The organism is Mesorhizobium sp. CO1-1-8 (assembly GCF_020164875.1).
GTDB lineage: Bacteria > Pseudomonadota > Alphaproteobacteria > Rhizobiales > Rhizobiaceae > Mesorhizobium.
The window spans coordinates 209,787-226,318 of record NZ_JAIUGZ010000002.1; the positions used below are offsets into that span (position 1 = coordinate 209,787).

16 protein-coding genes are annotated in these 16,532 nt (G+C 65.2%); 4 read left to right on the forward strand and 12 right to left on the reverse strand.

Annotated features, from left to right (window positions below; all coding sequences use genetic code 11):
• Window position 1: 1 nt before the first annotated feature.
• The 7 genes from LB558_RS04380 to LB558_RS04410 all read right to left on the reverse strand — a co-directional run bounded on the left by LB558_RS04380 (window position 2) and on the right by LB558_RS04410 (window position 7,178).
• Entirely contained in the window at window positions 2-706 is a 705-nt protein-coding gene (locus LB558_RS04380) for an ATP-binding cassette domain-containing protein (RefSeq protein WP_224696394.1), read from the reverse strand.
• A complete protein-coding gene (locus LB558_RS04385; RefSeq protein ID WP_224696395.1) occupies window positions 703-1,689 on the reverse strand; it encodes a branched-chain amino acid ABC transporter permease in 987 nt (328 codons plus the stop codon). The genes LB558_RS04380 and LB558_RS04385 overlap by 4 nt, the downstream gene beginning before the upstream one ends.
• Window positions 1,686-2,603, reverse strand: coding sequence for an urea ABC transporter permease subunit UrtB (urtB, locus tag LB558_RS04390; protein ID WP_224696396.1), 918 nt, complete (start codon window positions 2,601-2,603; stop codon window positions 1,686-1,688). The genes LB558_RS04385 and urtB overlap by 4 nt, the downstream gene beginning before the upstream one ends.
• Window positions 2,548-3,669, reverse strand: coding sequence for a class II histone deacetylase (locus LB558_RS04395; protein WP_224696397.1), 1,122 nt, complete (start codon window positions 3,667-3,669; stop codon window positions 2,548-2,550). Before LB558_RS04395 ends, urtB begins: the two co-directional genes overlap by 56 nt.
• Window positions 3,670-3,713: 44 nt before the next feature.
• Window positions 3,714-5,117, reverse strand: a complete 1,404-nt coding sequence (locus LB558_RS04400) for a LuxR C-terminal-related transcriptional regulator (RefSeq protein WP_224696398.1) — start codon at window positions 5,115-5,117, stop codon at window positions 3,714-3,716.
• An 81-nt stretch (window positions 5,118-5,198) separates the two neighbouring features.
• Window positions 5,199-6,479 (reverse strand): hypothetical protein, encoded by a 1,281-nt coding sequence (locus LB558_RS04405; RefSeq protein ID WP_224696399.1) that lies wholly within the window; start codon window positions 6,477-6,479, stop codon window positions 5,199-5,201.
• Window positions 6,480-7,178, reverse strand: coding sequence for a GNAT family N-acetyltransferase (locus tag LB558_RS04410; RefSeq protein WP_224696400.1), 699 nt, complete (start codon window positions 7,176-7,178; stop codon window positions 6,480-6,482).
• A gap of 157 nt (window positions 7,179-7,335) precedes the next feature.
• On the opposite strand from LB558_RS04410, the gene LB558_RS04415 reads away from it, so the two are divergent.
• From LB558_RS04415 to LB558_RS04430, 4 genes are read left to right on the forward strand one after another with little or no spacing between them, the layout of a single operon-like run.
• Complete coding sequence (locus LB558_RS04415) at window positions 7,336-8,631, forward strand: ArgE/DapE family deacylase (protein WP_224696401.1); 1,296 nt, start codon at window positions 7,336-7,338, stop codon at window positions 8,629-8,631.
• On the forward strand, window positions 8,628-9,686 hold the full coding sequence (locus tag LB558_RS04420) for a phosphotransferase (RefSeq protein ID WP_224696402.1): 1,059 nt from the start codon (window positions 8,628-8,630) through the stop codon (window positions 9,684-9,686). The genes LB558_RS04415 and LB558_RS04420 overlap by 4 nt, the downstream gene beginning before the upstream one ends.
• Window positions 9,687-10,997, forward strand: a complete 1,311-nt coding sequence (locus tag LB558_RS04425; protein ID WP_224696403.1) for an aspartate aminotransferase family protein — start codon at window positions 9,687-9,689, stop codon at window positions 10,995-10,997. It abuts the gene before it with no gap.
• Window positions 10,998-11,013: 16 nt separating this feature from the next.
• Window positions 11,014-11,670: a GntR family transcriptional regulator gene (locus tag LB558_RS04430; RefSeq protein ID WP_224696404.1), complete on the forward strand. Its 657-nt coding sequence runs from the start codon at window positions 11,014-11,016 to the stop codon at window positions 11,668-11,670.
• A gap of 8 nt (window positions 11,671-11,678) precedes the next feature.
• On the opposite strand, the gene LB558_RS04435 is transcribed toward LB558_RS04430, so the two are convergent.
• From LB558_RS04435 to LB558_RS04455, 5 genes are read right to left on the reverse strand one after another with little or no spacing between them, the layout of a single operon-like run.
• Window positions 11,679-12,983, reverse strand: coding sequence for an NAD(P)/FAD-dependent oxidoreductase (locus tag LB558_RS04435; protein ID WP_224696405.1), 1,305 nt, complete (start codon window positions 12,981-12,983; stop codon window positions 11,679-11,681).
• Window positions 12,980-13,963 carry a branched-chain amino acid ABC transporter permease gene (locus LB558_RS04440; protein ID WP_224696742.1) on the reverse strand — a complete coding sequence of 328 codons (984 nt, stop codon included), beginning with the start codon at window positions 13,961-13,963 and terminating at the stop codon, window positions 12,980-12,982. The genes LB558_RS04435 and LB558_RS04440 overlap by 4 nt, the downstream gene beginning before the upstream one ends.
• Window positions 13,960-14,868 carry a branched-chain amino acid ABC transporter permease gene (locus LB558_RS04445; protein WP_224696406.1) on the reverse strand — a complete coding sequence of 303 codons (909 nt, stop codon included), beginning with the start codon at window positions 14,866-14,868 and terminating at the stop codon, window positions 13,960-13,962. Before LB558_RS04445 ends, LB558_RS04440 begins: the two co-directional genes overlap by 4 nt.
• Entirely contained in the window at window positions 14,865-15,632 is a 768-nt protein-coding gene (locus LB558_RS04450) for an ABC transporter ATP-binding protein (RefSeq protein ID WP_224696407.1), read from the reverse strand. The genes LB558_RS04445 and LB558_RS04450 overlap by 4 nt, the downstream gene beginning before the upstream one ends.
• The gene (locus tag LB558_RS04455) at window positions 15,629-16,426 is read right to left on the reverse strand and encodes an ABC transporter ATP-binding protein (RefSeq protein ID WP_224696408.1); all 798 of its coding nucleotides are present in this window, start codon (window positions 16,424-16,426) and stop codon (window positions 15,629-15,631) included. Before LB558_RS04455 ends, LB558_RS04450 begins: the two co-directional genes overlap by 4 nt.
• Window positions 16,427-16,532 lie beyond the last annotated feature (106 nt).

Consider the following 16,532-nt stretch of genomic DNA (forward strand, 5'->3'; position numbering starts at 1 on the left):
GTCAGCGCCTCCCCAGATAGACGTCGCGGACCATTTCGTCGGTCTCGACGTCATGGAAAGGACCGCTGCGCAGCCGGCGTCCCTGGTGCAGCACCAGCGTCTCGCAGTTCAGTGCCCGCACGAAGCGGATATCGTGTTCGACCGCGACGATCGAGAACTCGCCCTTGAGCCGCAGCAGCATCTCGGCCGTCGCCAGCGTCTCTTGTGGCGTCATCCCGGCGGTCGGCTCGTCCAGCAGCAGAAGCCTCGGCTCGATTGCCAGCGCCATGCCGATCTCCAGCCATTGCTTCTGGCCGTGCGCGAGTTCACCGGCCGGTGTGGCGGCGCGATTGCTCAGCGCGACCAGTTCCAACAGTTCGCCAACGGGGCGCACAGGCGAGGGCGCGCCCCACCGCGCGACCTTCAGATTGTCCTCCACCGAGAGGCTCGGGAAGACAGACGGGATCTGGAATTTACGGGCAATGCCGAGCCGGGCGATGCGATGCAAAGGCAGGCCGGCAATGTCGTGGCCGAGGAAGCGCACGCTGCCACTGGTTGAGCGCAGCGTGCCGGTCAGCACGTTGAGGAAGGTGCTCTTGCCAGCGCCGTTCGGCCCGATGATGCAGCAGAGTTCCTTGTCGCGCACGGTAAGGTTCAAATCCTCCAGCGCCTGCAGCCCGCCGAAGCGGATGCCGACATTCTCGGCCTGGAGCAGGATGTCGCTCATTGCGCCCGCCTTCCGCCTTTGAACAGGGCCTTCAGCCGTGCGTAGATCGACAGGATGCCATCCGGCAGGACGAAAACGATGATGACGAAGACGCAGCCCAGCAGCAGCGGCCACAGGCTTGGATTGAAGCTGCTGATGGTCTGCTGCGCCCGCTGGATGAAGATGGCGCCGAGCACCGGCCCAAGCAGCGTGCCGCGCCCGCCAACCGCCACCCAGACGATGACCTCCGTCGACAGAAGCAGCCCGGACAGGTCGGGCGCCACCAACCCCGCCATGCAGACATAGAGCGCGCCGGCAAGTCCGGCGATGGCCGCCGACAGAACGAAGGTGACGAGCAGCCGCAACGGCGCATTGTGGCCGAGCGCTGCCGCCCGGACTTCATTGTCCTGGATGGCGGTCAGCACCGTACCCCAGCGGCCACGGCTGATCGACCACAGCGCCAGCACAACCACCGCAACGATGGCTGTGACAAAGATATAACTGGGCAGATCTTGGCTCAGATCGACATGCAGCCCGCCAAGATCGAACGCGATCGGCGGAATGCCGATCAGGCCGCTGTCGCCGCCGGTGACAGAACTCCAGGAAACCGCGGCCTGCTGGCAGATGACACCCATGGCCAGCGTGACGATGGTGAAATAGCTGCCACGGATACCGCCGAAGAACAGGAAGTAGCCGATGATGGCGGCGACGAAGGCCGCACCGGCCACGGCACCGATGATGCCAAGCAGGCTTCCGAAGGGGATGGCGTCGTTGAGCGTGACCAGCGCCATGATGTAGCCGCCGATGCCGAAGAAGGCGGCGTGGCCGAAACACAGGATTCCGGTGCGGCCCCAGAAGAAGTCGAGGCTTGCGGCGAACAGGCCGAAGATCAGCGCGTCGCGGATCACCGTCAGCTGATAGCCGTCGGCGAAAAGCGGATAGAGAACGGCGAGCGCCACGCAGACGGCGAAGATGAGCAGCCAATTGCGGTCGCGGGCGATCATCGCGATGCCCCGTTGAACAGGCCGTTGGGCCGCAGACGGACAGCGACGATGGCCGCCAGCAGCACGATCGCCTGCGCCAGCGACGGCGAGATCTGATAGTTGAGGATGCTGGTCAGCCCGCCGACGAAGACGCTGCCGGCGACAAGGCCGCCGATCGAGCCGACGCCACCGACGATGACGACGAAGAACGCGTTGGCGAGATAGTTCACCCCCATCTGCGGCAGCACGATCGCCAGCGGCGCCACCAGTCCGCCGGCGAGGCCGGCGATGGCTGCGCCGAAGGTGAAGGCGACGGCGTAGGTGCGCCGCGTGTTGATGCCGACGCCTTCGGCCATCTCGCGGTTCTGGATGACGGTGCGGATGTCGAGCCCGAAGGAGGTGCGGCTGATCAGCAGGACGACGCCGAGCAGGGTCAGCATGGCGATGCCGATCAGGATCAGCCGGTAGGCCGGATAGACGGTGAAGAAGAGGTCGAGCGTGCCCTCGATCGGCGGCGTCACCGGCTTGGCGCCGAGACCGAAGGTCAGCTCAAGCCCTTGCTGCAGGATCAGGCTGACGCCCCAGGTGGCGAGCACGGTCGACACCGGTCTGGAGTAGAGATGGCGGATGATGGCGAATTCGAGGATACAGCCTACCACCGCGCCGGCGATGGGTGCCGCGGCCAGGCCGAGCCAGAACGAGCCGCCCATGCTCTGGACGAAGTAGACCGCGAAAGCGCCGACGGTAACGAACTCGCCATGCGCCAAATTGGTCACGTTCATCAGCCCGAAGCTGATAGCCAGCCCGAGCCCAACCAGCATCAGGATACTGATCAGCGTCAGCGCATTGAGCAGCGTGGTGATGACGAAATCCATCGCGTCAGGCCGCACTGGCGAGACGTTGGCGCAGACCCGCAAGCAGGCCTTCGGCGGCATCGATCACTGCGGCCTGATGGGGCTGCAGGTCTTGCCCCGCCCATTCGTCGATATGGTCCGACAAAGGGTCGACCACTTCGGTGCGATGGTTGGCCAAGGTCTCGATGACGGCATGGCCGCAGAACGGCACATAGCCTTCGGAGTAGCCGCCTTCATGGGTCATCATCAGGCGCCCTTGGGAGGTTTCGGCGGCCAGCGCCACCATGCGTGCGGCCAGGCGCCGGAAGCATTCGCTGTTGAGCATCATGCGGCCGAGCGGGTCGAAGCCGGAGGCATCGAAGCCGGAGGCGACGATGACGAGGTCAGGTCTGTAGGCACGCAGCGCCGGCGCGACGACGCGGCCGAAAGTCGCTTCATAGGCGCCGGTGCCGCTGCCGGCCGGCAGCGGGATGTTGATGTTGTAGCCTTCGCCGGCATCTTTCCCGCTGTCGGCCAGCGCACCGCGCCCGGTCGGATAGAGATTGTCCTGATGCACGGAAATGGTCAGCACTGAAGGGTCGGAATAGAACACCGTCTCGGTGCCGTTGCCGTGATGCACATCCCAGTCGACTATCGCCGCGCGCCCGAGCAGGCCTTCATGCTGCAGCCGGCGGACAGCGACGCCGATGTTGGAGAACAGGCAGTTGCCCATCGCCTGGTCGGGCTCGGCATGGTGTCCCGGCGGCCGTGCCAGCGCATAGGCATTGTCGACGCGGCCGGTCAGCACGGCGCGCATGGCGGCGTAGGTGGTGCCGGCCGACAGCAGCGCGATGTCGAAGCTGTTGAGGCCGATCGGCGCCTGCGGACCGGCGAAACCGGAGCCACGTTCGCTGAGCATGCGGATATCGTCGACATGGCGTTGTGTGTGCACGCGCAGCAGGTCCTCGACCGAGACCGGCTCGGGGATGATCGGCACCAGATGGCGCGACAGGCCGCTGACCTGGATGAGGTTGTTCAGCCGGCGCTTCGAGCCGGGCGATTCCAGATGTCGGCCGGGTTCCACAAAGCGGCCGGGCGGCATCATGTCGGCGCTGGAGCCGGTGTCATGCCACATCAGCTGTTCGTGAAAAACGTAACCTGTCGCCATCCGCAGCGTCCTCTGAAAACCAGGTGACGCTAGCAGGCTAACGATCATGTGGCCCGACCCGAAAGAGGGGTTGCGCCTGTTATCTGTGCCCCTCCTTTCGGAGGGGTATGGACGTCCGCGGACCCTTGCGCGGCGCGCACGGCCTGGACCCGGTTGGTCACCGCGAGCTTGCCGAAGATGTTCTTCAGGTGCCACTTCACCGTGGTTTCGCTCACCGACAGCGCAAGGGCGATATCGCGATTGGACATGCCCTCGGCGAGATGGCGCAGCAGTTCGGTCTCGCGCTGGGTGAGATGTTCCTTCTCGGCGGCTGGTGCGGTCAGCTTGCGCGTCGCCATGGGCATTGCCTGCGCTGCGTCGATGATGCGCGTCGCATAGGCTGACAGCGCGGGATCGGTCTTCGCCTGAGCTGCGCGCAGCCGCATCAACCCTTCGATAACGGGCTTTCCCTCGTCGACGAAGGAACGGATGAAGCCGGAGGGTTGGGCGAGACGCAACGCATCGAGGAGATTGCGGTCTGCCTCGCGTTGGTCGTGGGCAGCGCTGGCCGCTTTGGCGCGCAGGATCAGCGCCAATATATGGCGGCGCATACGCCCGCTGTCTTTCGTGCGCTCCAGCAGCGCGTCGAAAATCCGCGCGGCATCGGCATAGGATTTCTCCGCCGTCAGCAGGCGGGCCTCGGCGAAGAATTCGAACTCGTTGGCGGTGGTGATGGCCATCGAAGCCTCGGTCCCTTCGCCGCGATGCTCGGTCAGCAGCGCGCGCGCTTCGGCGGCACGCTTCTGGTCGAGCAGCACACGTATGCGGTCATGCACGATCATCGATGCCAGGCGGCGATAGACCGTGCCGCGCACGCGTTGATAGACGCGCTCCAGCATATCCAGCGCCGCTTCGGTGCGACCCGTCAGCTGTAGCACGCGGGCATAGGTCGGCACGCTGGCCAGGGGATAGACGATGACCGCCGCGCCTTCGATCTGCGGTCCGAGATTCTCGACCAGGGTCAGCGCTTCGCCAGACGCATTGGTCTCGTAGGCGAGTTCGGCAAGCAGCGTTCCGGCCAGGGCCTCGGCATAGGAGTTCGCACCGATCCGCGCCCTGGCCTCGATGATGGCGTTGCGCAGCAGCCGCTCGGCGGCGGGCAGGCGCCCCGCCGAACGCTCGATCACTGCCATGTAGCAATTGGCGATGGTGACGCCGAGCAGGCTGCCGCTTCGCTCGTGCGCCCGTCGCGCGGCATCGATGGCGGCGCGCGCACCGTCGAGGTCACCCAGCGCATAGAGGTTGTAGCCAATGACGTTGGCGGTTGCGCCCTCCATGAACCAGGCATCGGGCGCGATGACGCGCAGGGCCGCAAGTGCCGTGTCGCGCGCCTCATCGAACTGCTCCAGCGTGCTGTGGACGGCAGCGGCGAGGACCACGAGCTCGGCCTCGATCGTTGTGCCGGTCATCGTGCCTGGGTCGTTGCTGTCGGTCGGTCCGGTCTCGACCAGCTTGCGCGCATTGCTGAGCGTCTGCTGGGCAATCTCGGGTTAGCTGCTGTGCACCGCCAGCCACAGCACGACGAGCTGCAGCCGGATGCGCTGGTCAATGAGCTGCCTCGGCAGCAGCGCCAGCAGCTGGCGCACGTAAAGGAGCTGGCACTGGGCGATGAGGTCGAGCGCGTTGTTTTCGACAAACACCGCCGCGCGGGCTTGGTCGCCGGCGGCGAGCGCGTGGCCGATCGCCTCGATCAGCATCTTGCGCTCGCCGAACCATTCGGCTGCCGCCAGATGCAGCGGCGCGATCATCTCCGGTTCGCGCCGTTCCATTTCGCGGCTGAGGAAATCGCGGAACAGGTGATGATAGCGGAACCAGCGCCGCTCTTCGTCTAGGGGCACCAGGAACAGGTTGCGCGTCTCGATCTCGGTGATCGCGGCCTCGGCATCGGCCGCCCGCATCACCGCCCGGCAGGCCTCGGCGCTGAAGCGTTCGAAGATCGAGCTGTAGAGCAGGAACTTTGCGATTGCCAGCGGCAATTCCAGGAACACTTCGCCCATGAGGAAGTCGGCGACGTTGCGGTTGGCGCCGGTGAAATTGCCGATCACGGTTTCGGGGGCATGCGCAGCGCTGAGTGACAATGAGGCCAGTTGCAGGCCGGCGGCCCATCCTTCGGTGCGCGAGCACAAGGTTTCCACCGTGCCGCTGCTGACGCTCAGGCCCAGCTTCTCGTTGAAGAATGCCTCGGCCTCGGACGAGGCGAAGCGCAGATCGTCGAGGCCGATCTCGAAAACGTCGCCAAGCACCCTGAGCTTGCCGAGCTGCAGATCAGGCAGGCTGCGCGAGCCGATGACGAAGGCGACGTTTGCCGGCGCCTGCCGGGTCAGACGCTCCATGAACCGCTTCACCGCGGGTGCCTCGATGGCGTGGTAGTCGTCGAAGAACAAGGTGATGCCGGCCTCGCGCGCCGCCAGACCCGCCACAAGTGCTGCGAGCATGACATCGAGCTGCGGGATTGGGCTCGACTGGAAGGCGAGGTCGAGTTCCGCCGGGCTCTGGACGAGATGGCGGAGCGCGCCCACCAGATGCGACAGGAAGGCGCCCTCATCATTGTCCGTTGCCTCGCAGGACAGCCATGCGGTCAGTCGGCCGTGGCGCGCGACTTCCGCGGCCCACTGCGCCATCGTCGTCGACTTGCCGAAGCCGGCGGGCGCGGCGAACAGCACGATGCGCGTGTCGATATGGCGCTCCAGCGTCGACAGGATGGTCTCGCGGCGCACCCATCGGCGATGGTGCGGCGACGCTGGGCTGACAGATTGCGGAGCTGTTCTCATCTAGGTCCGCGCAACCTGCCGTTTCTCCGGGGAGGGCGAGGCTCCCTTGCCATTACTCCACTCCGTTTCGATCAGGGGAATCTGCGGTGCGGCATCGCGCGGCAAGGTTCCCTTGATCCGCGGATCGTCGACGATCTCAAATCCGGTCGCGAAGGGCACGAACCCGCAGGCGCTGTAGAAACCGATGACACTGTGATGATCAAAGCTGCTTGTATGCAGCCAGATGCGGCTCGGGTTGAGACGCCATGCAACGTCCAGGGCCCCGGCCATCAGCCGTTTGCCGAAACCCCTGCCGGTCAGGGACGGGAACAGGCCGAAATAGGTGATCTCGATCTCGCTGCTGTCGGCGACGAAGAATTCGACCATGCCGAGATGCGCGCCGCTTTCATCGTAGCCGTAAAAGAGATGCTGGCGCGGGTCAGCGAAATGCACCGCGATTTCGGCATCGGACATTTCGGAAACGCGGTCCCACAGCCAGGGCGCGCCCATCTCGAGGAAGATCGCTCGGTAGGAAGCGCAGTTGGGCGTCGTGATCCGTGTCATGGCCAAGGGGTGCGCGAGACCGGGCTGTGGCGCGCGCGCTTCCATCCACGTCACCGCATTGGCAAGCTTGCCCGCCGGCAGGCGATGGTAGCCAATGGCGAGGTCGGTGATTTCGGCCGGCATCGTGTCTTCGGTGATCAATGCATTCCTCGTCATGTCTTCCAGAGATAGCAGTATCGGCTTGCCGCATCCGATGCCAACTCCCAAGCATCGGCGGCAAGTCCTGGACTGAAAGTTTGGCGCGTATGCCTCTTGCATTTCACAGGAATGGCATATGAGATATGATACACCATCCAGATGAAAGCGAAATATGATGCCTGAGCGGATTGCGGACGAGGCCATTCTCAGCGCGGTCGATGACGGCTTCGCCAGACAGGTCGCGTTTCTGCAAGACCTCGTGCGGTTTCCTTCGCAGCGTGGTGAGGAACATGCCGCACAATCGTTCATGGCGGCTGCCTATGAGGCTGACGGCTACGCGGTCGATATGTGGCGTGTCGACGTCGATGCAATTCGCGACTTGCCGGGTTTTTCCCCTGTAGCCGTCTCCTATGACGACGCCTTCAATGTCGTTGCCTCGCACACGCCGCGAAACGCGACCGGCCGCTCGCTGATCCTCAACGGTCATATCGATGTCGTTCCGACCGGGCCCCTCGACCGCTGGGTCAGAGATCCCTACGATCCGGCGATCGAGGATGGCTGGATGCATGGCCGCGGCGCCGGCGACATGAAGGCCGGCCTGTCCGCTTGCCTCTATGCGCTGGCCGCGTTGCGCCGCCTTGGCTATCAGCCGGCCGCGAACGTGTATCTCCAGTCGGTGGTCGAGGAGGAGTGCACCGGCAATGGCGCGCTCGCATGCCTGCAGCGCGGCTATCGCGCCGACGCCGCCTTCATTCCCGAACCGCTGGAGCCGAGACTGATGCGGGCGCAGGTCGGGCCGATCTGGTTCCAGGTCGAGGTCGACGGCGATCCGCAGCATGCCTCTGGTGCATTCTCGGCCGGCGCCAATGCCATCGAAAAAGCCTTCGTCATCATCCAGGCGCTGAAGCAGCTCGAAATCGTCTGGAACGCGCGCAAGGTCGATGATCCGCATTTCCATGATCATCCGCACCCGATCCGCTTCAATCTCGGCAAGATCGAAGGCGGCGAATGGACATCGAGCGTTCCGGCGCGATGTGTCTTCGAGATGCGCGTCGCCACTTATCCCGGCCAGAGGCTCGAAGACGCCAGGGCGGAGCTTGAAGCCTGCATTGCCGATGCGGCGCGTGCCGATCCGTTCCTGGCCAATCGCCCACCGACGATGACCTACAACGGCTTCATGGCCGAGGGCTATGTGCTGGAGGGCGCCGACGAGATGGAAGCGGTGCTGCGCCGCAGCCACACCGCCGTCTGGGGCGAGCCGCTGACGGAGCACGTCACCTCGGCGACGACGGATGCACGCTTCTTCGGCCTCTATGCCGACACGCCGGCGATGGTCTACGGCCCGATCTGCCGCATGCCGCATGGCTATGACGAGGCCGTCGATCTCGACTCGGTGCGCAAGGTCACCCAGACGATCGCGCTGTTCATCGCCGACTGGTGCGGCCTCGAGCCTATCGAGGCTAGGCCATGAATGCGGCCGTCCCCGATGCGTTCGGCGAAACGCTCGCCGAGGATGCGCCTGACGTGTCGACGGCCGACGCGCTCGCCATCCTGCGCCGGCACTATGGGCTCACCGGCACTGCGCGTCCGCTGCCTGGCGAACGCGATCACAACTTCCACATCCAGACCGACGGCGCAGGCGAGTTCGTCCTCAAGATTTCCCATCCGGCGGAAGGGGCCGGCTTCACCGACTTCCAGAACAAGGCGCTCGACCACATCCTTGCGGTCGACCCCACCTTGCCGGTTCCCTCGGTGCGCAAGAGCCTTGAGGGCGAGGCGCAGTTCGCGGTCAGCGTCGGTGGGTCGGCGCCGCGCATCATCCGGGTGGTCACCTATCTGCCCGGCCAGCTGCTGTCGCGATCGCCGACTTCCGAGGCGCAGGATCGCAATCTCGGCGTCTTCCTCGCCCGCCTCGGCAGGGCGCTGCGCGGCTTCTTCCACCCGGCCGCTGGCAATGACCTGCTCTGGGACATCCGCAAGGTCGCCAAGACACGGCCGATGATGGCGCACATCACTGATCCGAGTCGGAGGGCGATGGTCGAACGTGCGATCGACTCTTTCGAGGAACACGCGGCGCCGGTCATCCCGAGCCTGCGCGCGCAGATCGTCCACAACGACATGAACTCCTACAATGTGGTGATGGACGCGTCGCGACCGGAGGTCGTCAGCGGCATCCTCGATTTCGGCGACATGATCCATTCGCCGCTGATCTGCGACCTCGCCATCGGCGCCGTCTACCGCTGGCCGTCAAAAGCCCATCCGCTGGCGCCGGCAGCGCGCTTTGTCGCCGGCTATCAATCGGTGCAGCCGCTCGAGGAGGACGAGATCGGCATTCTCTTCGATCTGATTCGTGCCCGGCTTGCGCTGATCGTCAACATCGCCAGCTGGCAGGCAGAGCGGTTCCCGGCCAAGCGCGACTATGTGCTGCGCCTCGCCACCGAGGTCTGGGCTTCACTCGAACGGCTGGACGAGCTGTCGTCCGCTGATGCCCGCCGCTATTTTCTCGACCATTCCAATCCGGAGTAGATGCTCGTGTCCCAGTCCTCGCCATACCCCGCAAATGCCGACGCGGCTGCATCGGAGCGCGCGCTGCTCGAGCGCCGCGCCCGGCTGCTCGGTCCGACCTACCGCGCCTTTTATCGCAACCCGATCCATCTGGTGCGCGGCAGTGGCGTGTGGCTCTACGATGCACAGGGCCGCAAGTTCCTCGACGCCTACAACAACGTCGCCTCGGTTGGCCACTGCCATCCGCGTGTCGTCGAGGCGCTCTCCGGACAGGCCGCCACGCTCAACACCCACACGCGCTATCTCAGCGGGATCATCCTCGACTACGCGGAAAAGCTTCTCGGCACCGTTCCGGCCCATCTCGGCCATGCCATGTTCACCTGCACCGGCAGCGAGGCTAACGACCTCGCCATCCGCATCGCCCAGCATTCCAGCGGCGGCACCGGCGTGATCATCACCGATTTCGCCTATCATGGCGCCACCATTGCGACGGCGCAACTGTCGCCGGCGGCGGTAGGAGCTAAGGGCGTGCCCGCACACCATCGCACCGTGTCGGCGCCGGACACATTCCGAGATCATGGCCGGGCCGCGCATGATTTCGCCAAAAATGTCGCCGCCGCCATCGAGGACATGCGCACAAAAGGCATCAAGCCGGCGGCGCTGCTTCTCGACTCGGCCTTTTCCAGCGACGGCATCTTCTTTCCCGATGCGGCGGTGATGTGCGAAGCGGCGGATCACGTCAGAAAGGCGGGCGGTATCGTCATCGCCGATGAAGTCCAGTCCGGCTTCGGCCGGCTCGGCCAGGGCATGTGGGGCTTCGCCAATTATGGCATCGAGCCTGATATCGTCACGATGGGCAAGCCGATCGGCGACGGGCATCCGATGGGCGCCGTGCTGGTACGGCCGCAGCTTGTCGCCTCCTTCGGCTCGAACACCGGTTACTTCAACACATTCGGTGGCAATCCGGTCGCGGCCGCCGTCGGCCTCGCCGTGCTGGAGGTGATCGACGGCGAGGGGCTGATCGAGAATGCGCGCATCGTCGGCGCCTATACGAGTGAACTGCTGCACGCGCTGCAGGGCAGGCATGGCGCGGTCGCCAACGTCAGGCACAACGGCCTTTATTTCGGCGTCGAACTGACGGCGGACGGTAACGAGGCACTGGCCGCCACCAAGACATCGGCGGTCGTCGAAGCCATGCGCGAGGACGGCGTGCTGATCTCGTCCTGCGGCCCGCGCGGCAATGTGCTGAAGATCAGGCCGCCATTGCCGTTTGCCAGGGACAATGCCGAGCAACTGGCCGAGACGCTCGATCGCGCGCTGTCGAACTGGTGATCGGAGCGGACCGCGCGTGCTGAAGCTCGAACATCAAACCCTGAATGACCGCGCCTATGGTGCGCTCAAGCAGGAGTTGATTTCCGGCGGCTTCGGCCCGGGCCAGACGCTGGTGATCCGCAAGCTCGCCGAGACCTTCGGCATATCGACGACACCGATCCGTGAGGCGCTGCAAAGGCTTGTCGCCGAGCGGCTGCTCGAGATGCAGAACAACCGCTCGGTCATCGTGCCCCTGCTGTCCGCGTCGGCCTTCGAGGAATTGACGCGCATCCGCATCGCCGTCGAGGGACTGGCCGGCGAGATGGCTGCCTCGCGGATGAGCGAAAGCGGGCTGGTCGACATACAGGCGACGCTCGCCGGCATGCAGCGAGCCATCGAGGCGGGCGATGCCAGAACCTATCTCTCGTTGAACGAGGCTTTTCACTTCGCCATCTACCATCATGCCGGCGCGCCCATCCTGCTCAACATGATCCGCGACCTCTGGGGGCGGGTAGGACCTTATCTCAAGCTGCTGATGCAGGCCGACCGCTACATTCCGCGGTCGAACGACGCCCACCGCAAGATCGTCGCCGCGCTGGAGCAGCGCAACGGTCCCACGGCGCGGATGTTCATAGAAGAGGACATCATCATGGCAGCCGCCGTGCTGTCGGCAAACCTTGACGCTGCCGGCTGACTATCCGCCTATCGCGCCTCGTCCAGCCGGTCGCGCAGCATGCTCCAGCCAAGCAGCATGTTGGGTGCGTGCCGCAGCACCGCATGGAACGGGATCGGCGCCGGCGCCGCGAAGGGCAGCGGCAGGACGCGGGCGTCGGTTCCAGCGGCCCAGTCGGCCAGCACCTTGCCCATCGCCGTCGTCATGGCGATGCCGCGGCCGTTGCAGGCGCGGCCGGCGATCAGGTCTGGCCCGAGGTCGATCAGGTGCGGCAGGAAATCCGGTTCGACCGCCGCCATTCCCGACCAGCTGTAGGCAAGCGGCGGCAGATCGGGCAGGTCGAGATGCCGGCCAAGCCGCCGCCAGATCGCCTGCGGCACGCGCGTATCCGCACCGGCGCCAAGGATGTGCATCCCGCCGCTGATCAGCCGGTTTTCGGCGTCGAAGCGGAAGGTGAACAGATTGCGTCTGGTGTCGCCGACGCCTTGCCCACCGGGAAGCAGCCGGCTGCGCACTTCACGAGGCACTGGCGGAGTCGCGATCTGGAAGACTTTCAGTGGGAAATAGGTTCGCTGCAATGACGGATTGAGGGACCAGCCATAGGCGTTGGTGGCGATCAACACCTTTGCGGCGCGTACCGATCCTGCCGGTGTTTTCAGCATCCAACCATCGGCTATGCGATCAACCGAGGTGACGCGCGTCTGCTCGAAGATCTTTGTGCCGGCCTTCTCCGCCGCATCGGCAAGCCCGCGCGCATAGGCGACCGGATTGAGCACGCCGCCGGAACGATCCATCCAGCCGCCGACATAGCCTGGCACGCCCGTCAGGGCTTCGATTTCCTGCCGATCCAATGTGACTGCCGGCCGGCCACGCTGCGCCCATTGCCCGGCACGTGATTTGACCTTCTCGAAGGCGGCAGGCGAATGCGCCGGCTGGATCCATCCGTTCTGCACGGCGTCGCAGTCGATGCCGTGCTGCCGGATCAGGCGGAAAACCAGATCGGCGCTGCCGGCGGCGAAATCGATCAGCCTGTCGCCGCGCGACGGTCCGAGATGGGCCAGTATGTCGACTGGATCCTTCTTGGCGAAGTTCGGCACGACAAAGCCCGCATTCCTGCCGGTCGCACCCCAGGCGATGAATCCGGCTTCGAGAACGGCGACGGAAAGGCCTTTGCCCGCCGTGTGCAGCGCGGTTGAAAGGCCGGAAAACCCGCCGCCGACGATGGCGAGGTCCACATCGAGTCCGCTCTGCAGCGCCGGCCGGTCACGGCGATTGCGGCTGACCGCGTGCCAGATCGAAGCGCCATGCGCCTCCTGCCGGATCGCGGCATTCATGACGGGGAGATGCTCTTGGCCGTCGCTACCTTCGCCCGCTTACCAAACCACGGCCGCCGCGGCCTGTCGCCGAGCAGGCCGTTCGGCCGGATCAGCAGGATGACGCAGAGCATGACGCCGATCGCGGCGACCTGCAGCGCGGCGGCGCGCGCCTGCTGTTCCGGCGGGAACAGGATGCTGGTCAGCGTGCCCGACCCGGCCCATATCGCCCACACCAGGATGCTGCCGATGACGGCGCCGAGATTGCTGCCCGAGCCGCCGACGATCAGCATCACCCAGACCTGGAAGGTCAGGATCGGCAAATAATTGTCCGGCGCGATGAAGCCGGTGAAATGCGCCTGGAGCGCGCCGGCCAATGCCATGATGGCGCCGCCGACGGCAAAGGCCTGGACGCGGTAGAAACGCGCGCTCTTGCCGAGCGAGATCGCCGCCCGCTCATCCTCGCGCAGCGCTTTCAGCACGCGGCCCCACGGGCTCCGCGACAGGTGCTCCAAGGCGAGGTAGACGATCAGCGTCACTGCCGAGACGACGGCAAGGTTCGACAGGTTGAACAGCAGCGGCTTCTCGGCAAGGCCGCCGAAGGGGCGCGGGATGAAGCCTATGCCGAACGGGCCACCGGTCAATTTCTGCGCATTGAGCGCGACCAGTTGCACCACCACGGCAACACCGAAGGTGGTGATCGCCAGATAGTCGGATCGCAGCCGCAGCGTCGCCATGCCGGTAAGCGCCGCGGCGATGCCGCCGACGATCATGGCGCCCGCCCAGCCGACAACGATCGGCAGGCCGAAGCCGCCCAGCCGCGCGGCGTCGTCGGGAGTGGTCAGCAGCGCCGAGGTGTAGGCGCCGATGGCGACGAAGCCGGCGAGGCCGACATTGAACAGGCCGGTCAGGCCCCATTGCAAATTGAGCCCCAGCGTGACCAGCGAGAAGATCAGCGCGGTGGTCAGGAAGAAGGCGCCGTAGCCGAGCAGGTCCATCAGCGCTCCCTCACACCAAACAGGCCGATCGGCCGCACGAACAACACCGCCATCAGGATGATGAAGGAAACGGCGGCGCGCCATTCGGCGCCGATCAATTGCACGGCACCGGCTTCGGCTAGCCCAATGATCAGGCCGCCGAGCACCGCGCCGGGGATGCTGCCGATGCCGCCGAGAATGGCGGCGGCGAACATCGGCAGCAGCATGTCGAAGCCCATGAACGGGCGGATCTGCACCAGAATGCCGATCATCACGCCGGCCACGCAGGCTAGCGCGCCGCCTATGACCCAGGTGACGCGCACCACGCTGGCAACATCGATGCCGACGATGCGGGCCAGTGCCGCGTTCTGGCTCAAGGCCTGCATCGAGCGGCCGGTTTGCGTGCGCGTCATCAACAAATGCACGCCGAGCACCAGCACGGCTGTCAGCAGCAGCAAGGCGATCTGGTCGGGCGTGATGCGGATGCCGAAGCCGACCGGCATGGCGATCTGGATCGCCCGACTGAAATAGGCCGGCCGCGAGGTGAAGGTGAATTCGAGCAGGCTTCTTAGCGCCATCGAGGCACCGAAGCTCGCCATCACCACTATGATCGCCTGGCCTTGCGAGCGCAGCCGCGAAAACAGCACTCTGTCGAGCAGCAGCGCCAAGAGGGCAGTGAACGCCATGCCGACGACCAGGGCGACAATCAGCGGCCAGCCGAAGGACAGCGGTGCGATCGGGGCCACCTTGCCGAATGTCGCGCCGATGGCGCCAACGACGGCCAGCGTCGCATAGGTGCCCCAGGCCATGAAGTCGCCATGGGCGAAGTTCGAGAAGCGCAGGATCGAATAGGTGAGCGTCACGCCGATGGCGCCCAAGCCGATCATCGAACCCGTCAGCAATCCGTCGACGACAAATTGCAGGCTCATGCCGTCCCTCCTTTGGCTGCGTGCCCAGTCTTCTCTGCGCCAAGCGGACGCTGGCCGAGATAGAGTTCGGCGACGACCGGATCGTTCCACAGTTCGGAGGCGATGCCCTCGTGCCGGTCCTTGCCTTCGACCAGCACATAGGCGCGGTCGCCGATGGCGAGCGCCGCCTTGGCGTTCTGCTCGACCAACAGGATGGTGACGCCGGACTTGCGAATGTTTGCCAGCATCTCGAACACCATCGAGACGAATTTCGGCGACAGGCCGGCCGACGGCTCGTCGAGCACCAGCACCTTGGGGTGGACAATCAGTGCGCGGGCGACGGCCAGCATCTGCCGCTGCCCGCCCGACAAATTGCCGGCGGCGGTGCGGCGCTGGCGGACGAGGTCGGGGAAGGCGGCATACATTTCTTCGATGCGGCCGGGGATTTCGCGCCGCTCGAGGATGCCGCAGGCAACCCTGAGATTGTCCTCGACCGACATCAGCGGGAAGATGTTTTCGGTCTGCGGCACGAAAGCCAGCCCAAGGCGCACCATGGTATGCGCGGGGGCGGCCGTGATGTCCTTGCGGTCCAGAAACACGGTGCCGCCGGTGATCGGGACGAGGCCGGCGATGGCCTTGATAAAGCTCGACTTACCGGCTCCATTGGGGCCAAGCACGACGACGATCTCGCCCTTTTTGACGGTGATAGAGGCGCCGCGCACGATCGGCACGCCAGGCTCGTAACCGGCTTCGAGATCGCGGACGTCGAGGACGATCTCGCTCATACCGCGCCTCCGAGATAGGCCTCGATGACGCGCGGATCGCGCGCGACCTCTTCCGCCGTGCCTTCGCTGAGCAACTGGCCGCTCGCCATGACCAGGACGCGGTGGCAGAGCCGGGTCACCATGTCGATGTTGTGCTCGATCAGCAGGAAGGTGATTCCGCGCGCATTGATGTCGCGGATGCGGTCGATGATGACTTCGAGCAGCGTCGCGTTGACGCCCGCCGCCGGTTCGTCGAGCAGGATGATCGCTGGGTCAGCCATCATCACGCGGGCAAGTTCGAGCAGCTTGCGCTGGCCGCCGGAAAGCACGCGCGCCGGCTCCTGCGCGAGATGGGTGAGGGTGACCAGCTCCAGCAGTTCGAGCGCCTTTGCCCTGGCGGCTCTTTCCTGCGCCGCCACCCGCCATGGCGTGACGAAGTTGGCGAGCAGCTTTTCGCCGGCCTGGCCCTGTGCCGCCAGCATGATGTTTTCGATCAACGTCAAATTGGGCAGCGGCCGCGGTATCTGGAAGGTGCGGCCAAGGCCACGGCCGATGCGCAGATGTGCGGCTTCGCCCGAGACAGGCGTGCCGTTGAGAAGGATATCGCCGCTGGTCGGCAGGATGCTGCCGGCGAGCAGGTCGAACATCGTCGTCTTGCCAGCGCCGTTGGGGCCGATCAGGCCGAGGATTTCTCCCGCTTTGACGTCAAACGATACATCGTTGACCGCGACGAGGCCGCCGAACCGCCTGACGACATTTCTTGCCGTCAGAACGGGCGCGCGGGTCTCCCCTTGCCCTTTGGTTGCCTGGCTCATCAAACCCTCTGGCCGAAGACGATCGTTGCCGTCTCCTGATTATGATTTGTGATCACACTTGCTTTGATCACGCTATTCGGCTTTAATTTCCTCTGCAAGCCGAAAA

Bases quoted from the DNA above. Each gene is read 5' to 3' on its own strand.
- LB558_RS04455 (WP_224696408.1), bottom strand. From the start codon at position 16,426: ATGAGCCAGGCAACCAAAGGGCAAGGGGAGACCCGCGCGCCCGTTCTG.
- LB558_RS04425 (WP_224696403.1), top strand. From the start codon at position 9,687: ATGCTCGTGTCCCAGTCCTCGCCATACCCCGCAAATGCCGACGCGGCT.
- LB558_RS04395 (WP_224696397.1), bottom strand. From the start codon at position 3,669: ATGGCGACAGGTTACGTTTTTCACGAACAGCTGATGTGGCATGACACC.
- LB558_RS04415 (WP_224696401.1), top strand. From the start codon at position 7,336: ATGCCTGAGCGGATTGCGGACGAGGCCATTCTCAGCGCGGTCGATGAC.
- LB558_RS04405 (WP_224696399.1), bottom strand. From the start codon at position 6,479: ATGAGAACAGCTCCGCAATCTGTCAGCCCAGCGTCGCCGCACCATCGC.
- LB558_RS04435 (WP_224696405.1), bottom strand. From the start codon at position 12,983: ATGAATGCCGCGATCCGGCAGGAGGCGCATGGCGCTTCGATCTGGCAC.
- LB558_RS04410 (WP_224696400.1), bottom strand. From the start codon at position 7,178: ATGACGAGGAATGCATTGATCACCGAAGACACGATGCCGGCCGAAATC.
- LB558_RS04385 (WP_224696395.1), bottom strand. From the start codon at position 1,689: ATGATCGCCCGCGACCGCAATTGGCTGCTCATCTTCGCCGTCTGCGTG.
- LB558_RS04445 (WP_224696406.1), bottom strand. From the start codon at position 14,868: ATGAGCCTGCAATTTGTCGTCGACGGATTGCTGACGGGTTCGATGATC.
- LB558_RS04450 (WP_224696407.1), bottom strand. From the start codon at position 15,632: ATGAGCGAGATCGTCCTCGACGTCCGCGATCTCGAAGCCGGTTACGAG.
- urtB (WP_224696396.1), bottom strand. From the start codon at position 2,603: ATGCCGCCGAAGGCCTGCTTGCGGGTCTGCGCCAACGTCTCGCCAGTG.
- LB558_RS04380 (WP_224696394.1), bottom strand. From the start codon at position 706: ATGAGCGACATCCTGCTCCAGGCCGAGAATGTCGGCATCCGCTTCGGC.
- LB558_RS04400 (WP_224696398.1), bottom strand. From the start codon at position 5,117: ATGACCGGCACAACGATCGAGGCCGAGCTCGTGGTCCTCGCCGCTGCC.
- LB558_RS04420 (WP_224696402.1), top strand. From the start codon at position 8,628: ATGAATGCGGCCGTCCCCGATGCGTTCGGCGAAACGCTCGCCGAGGAT.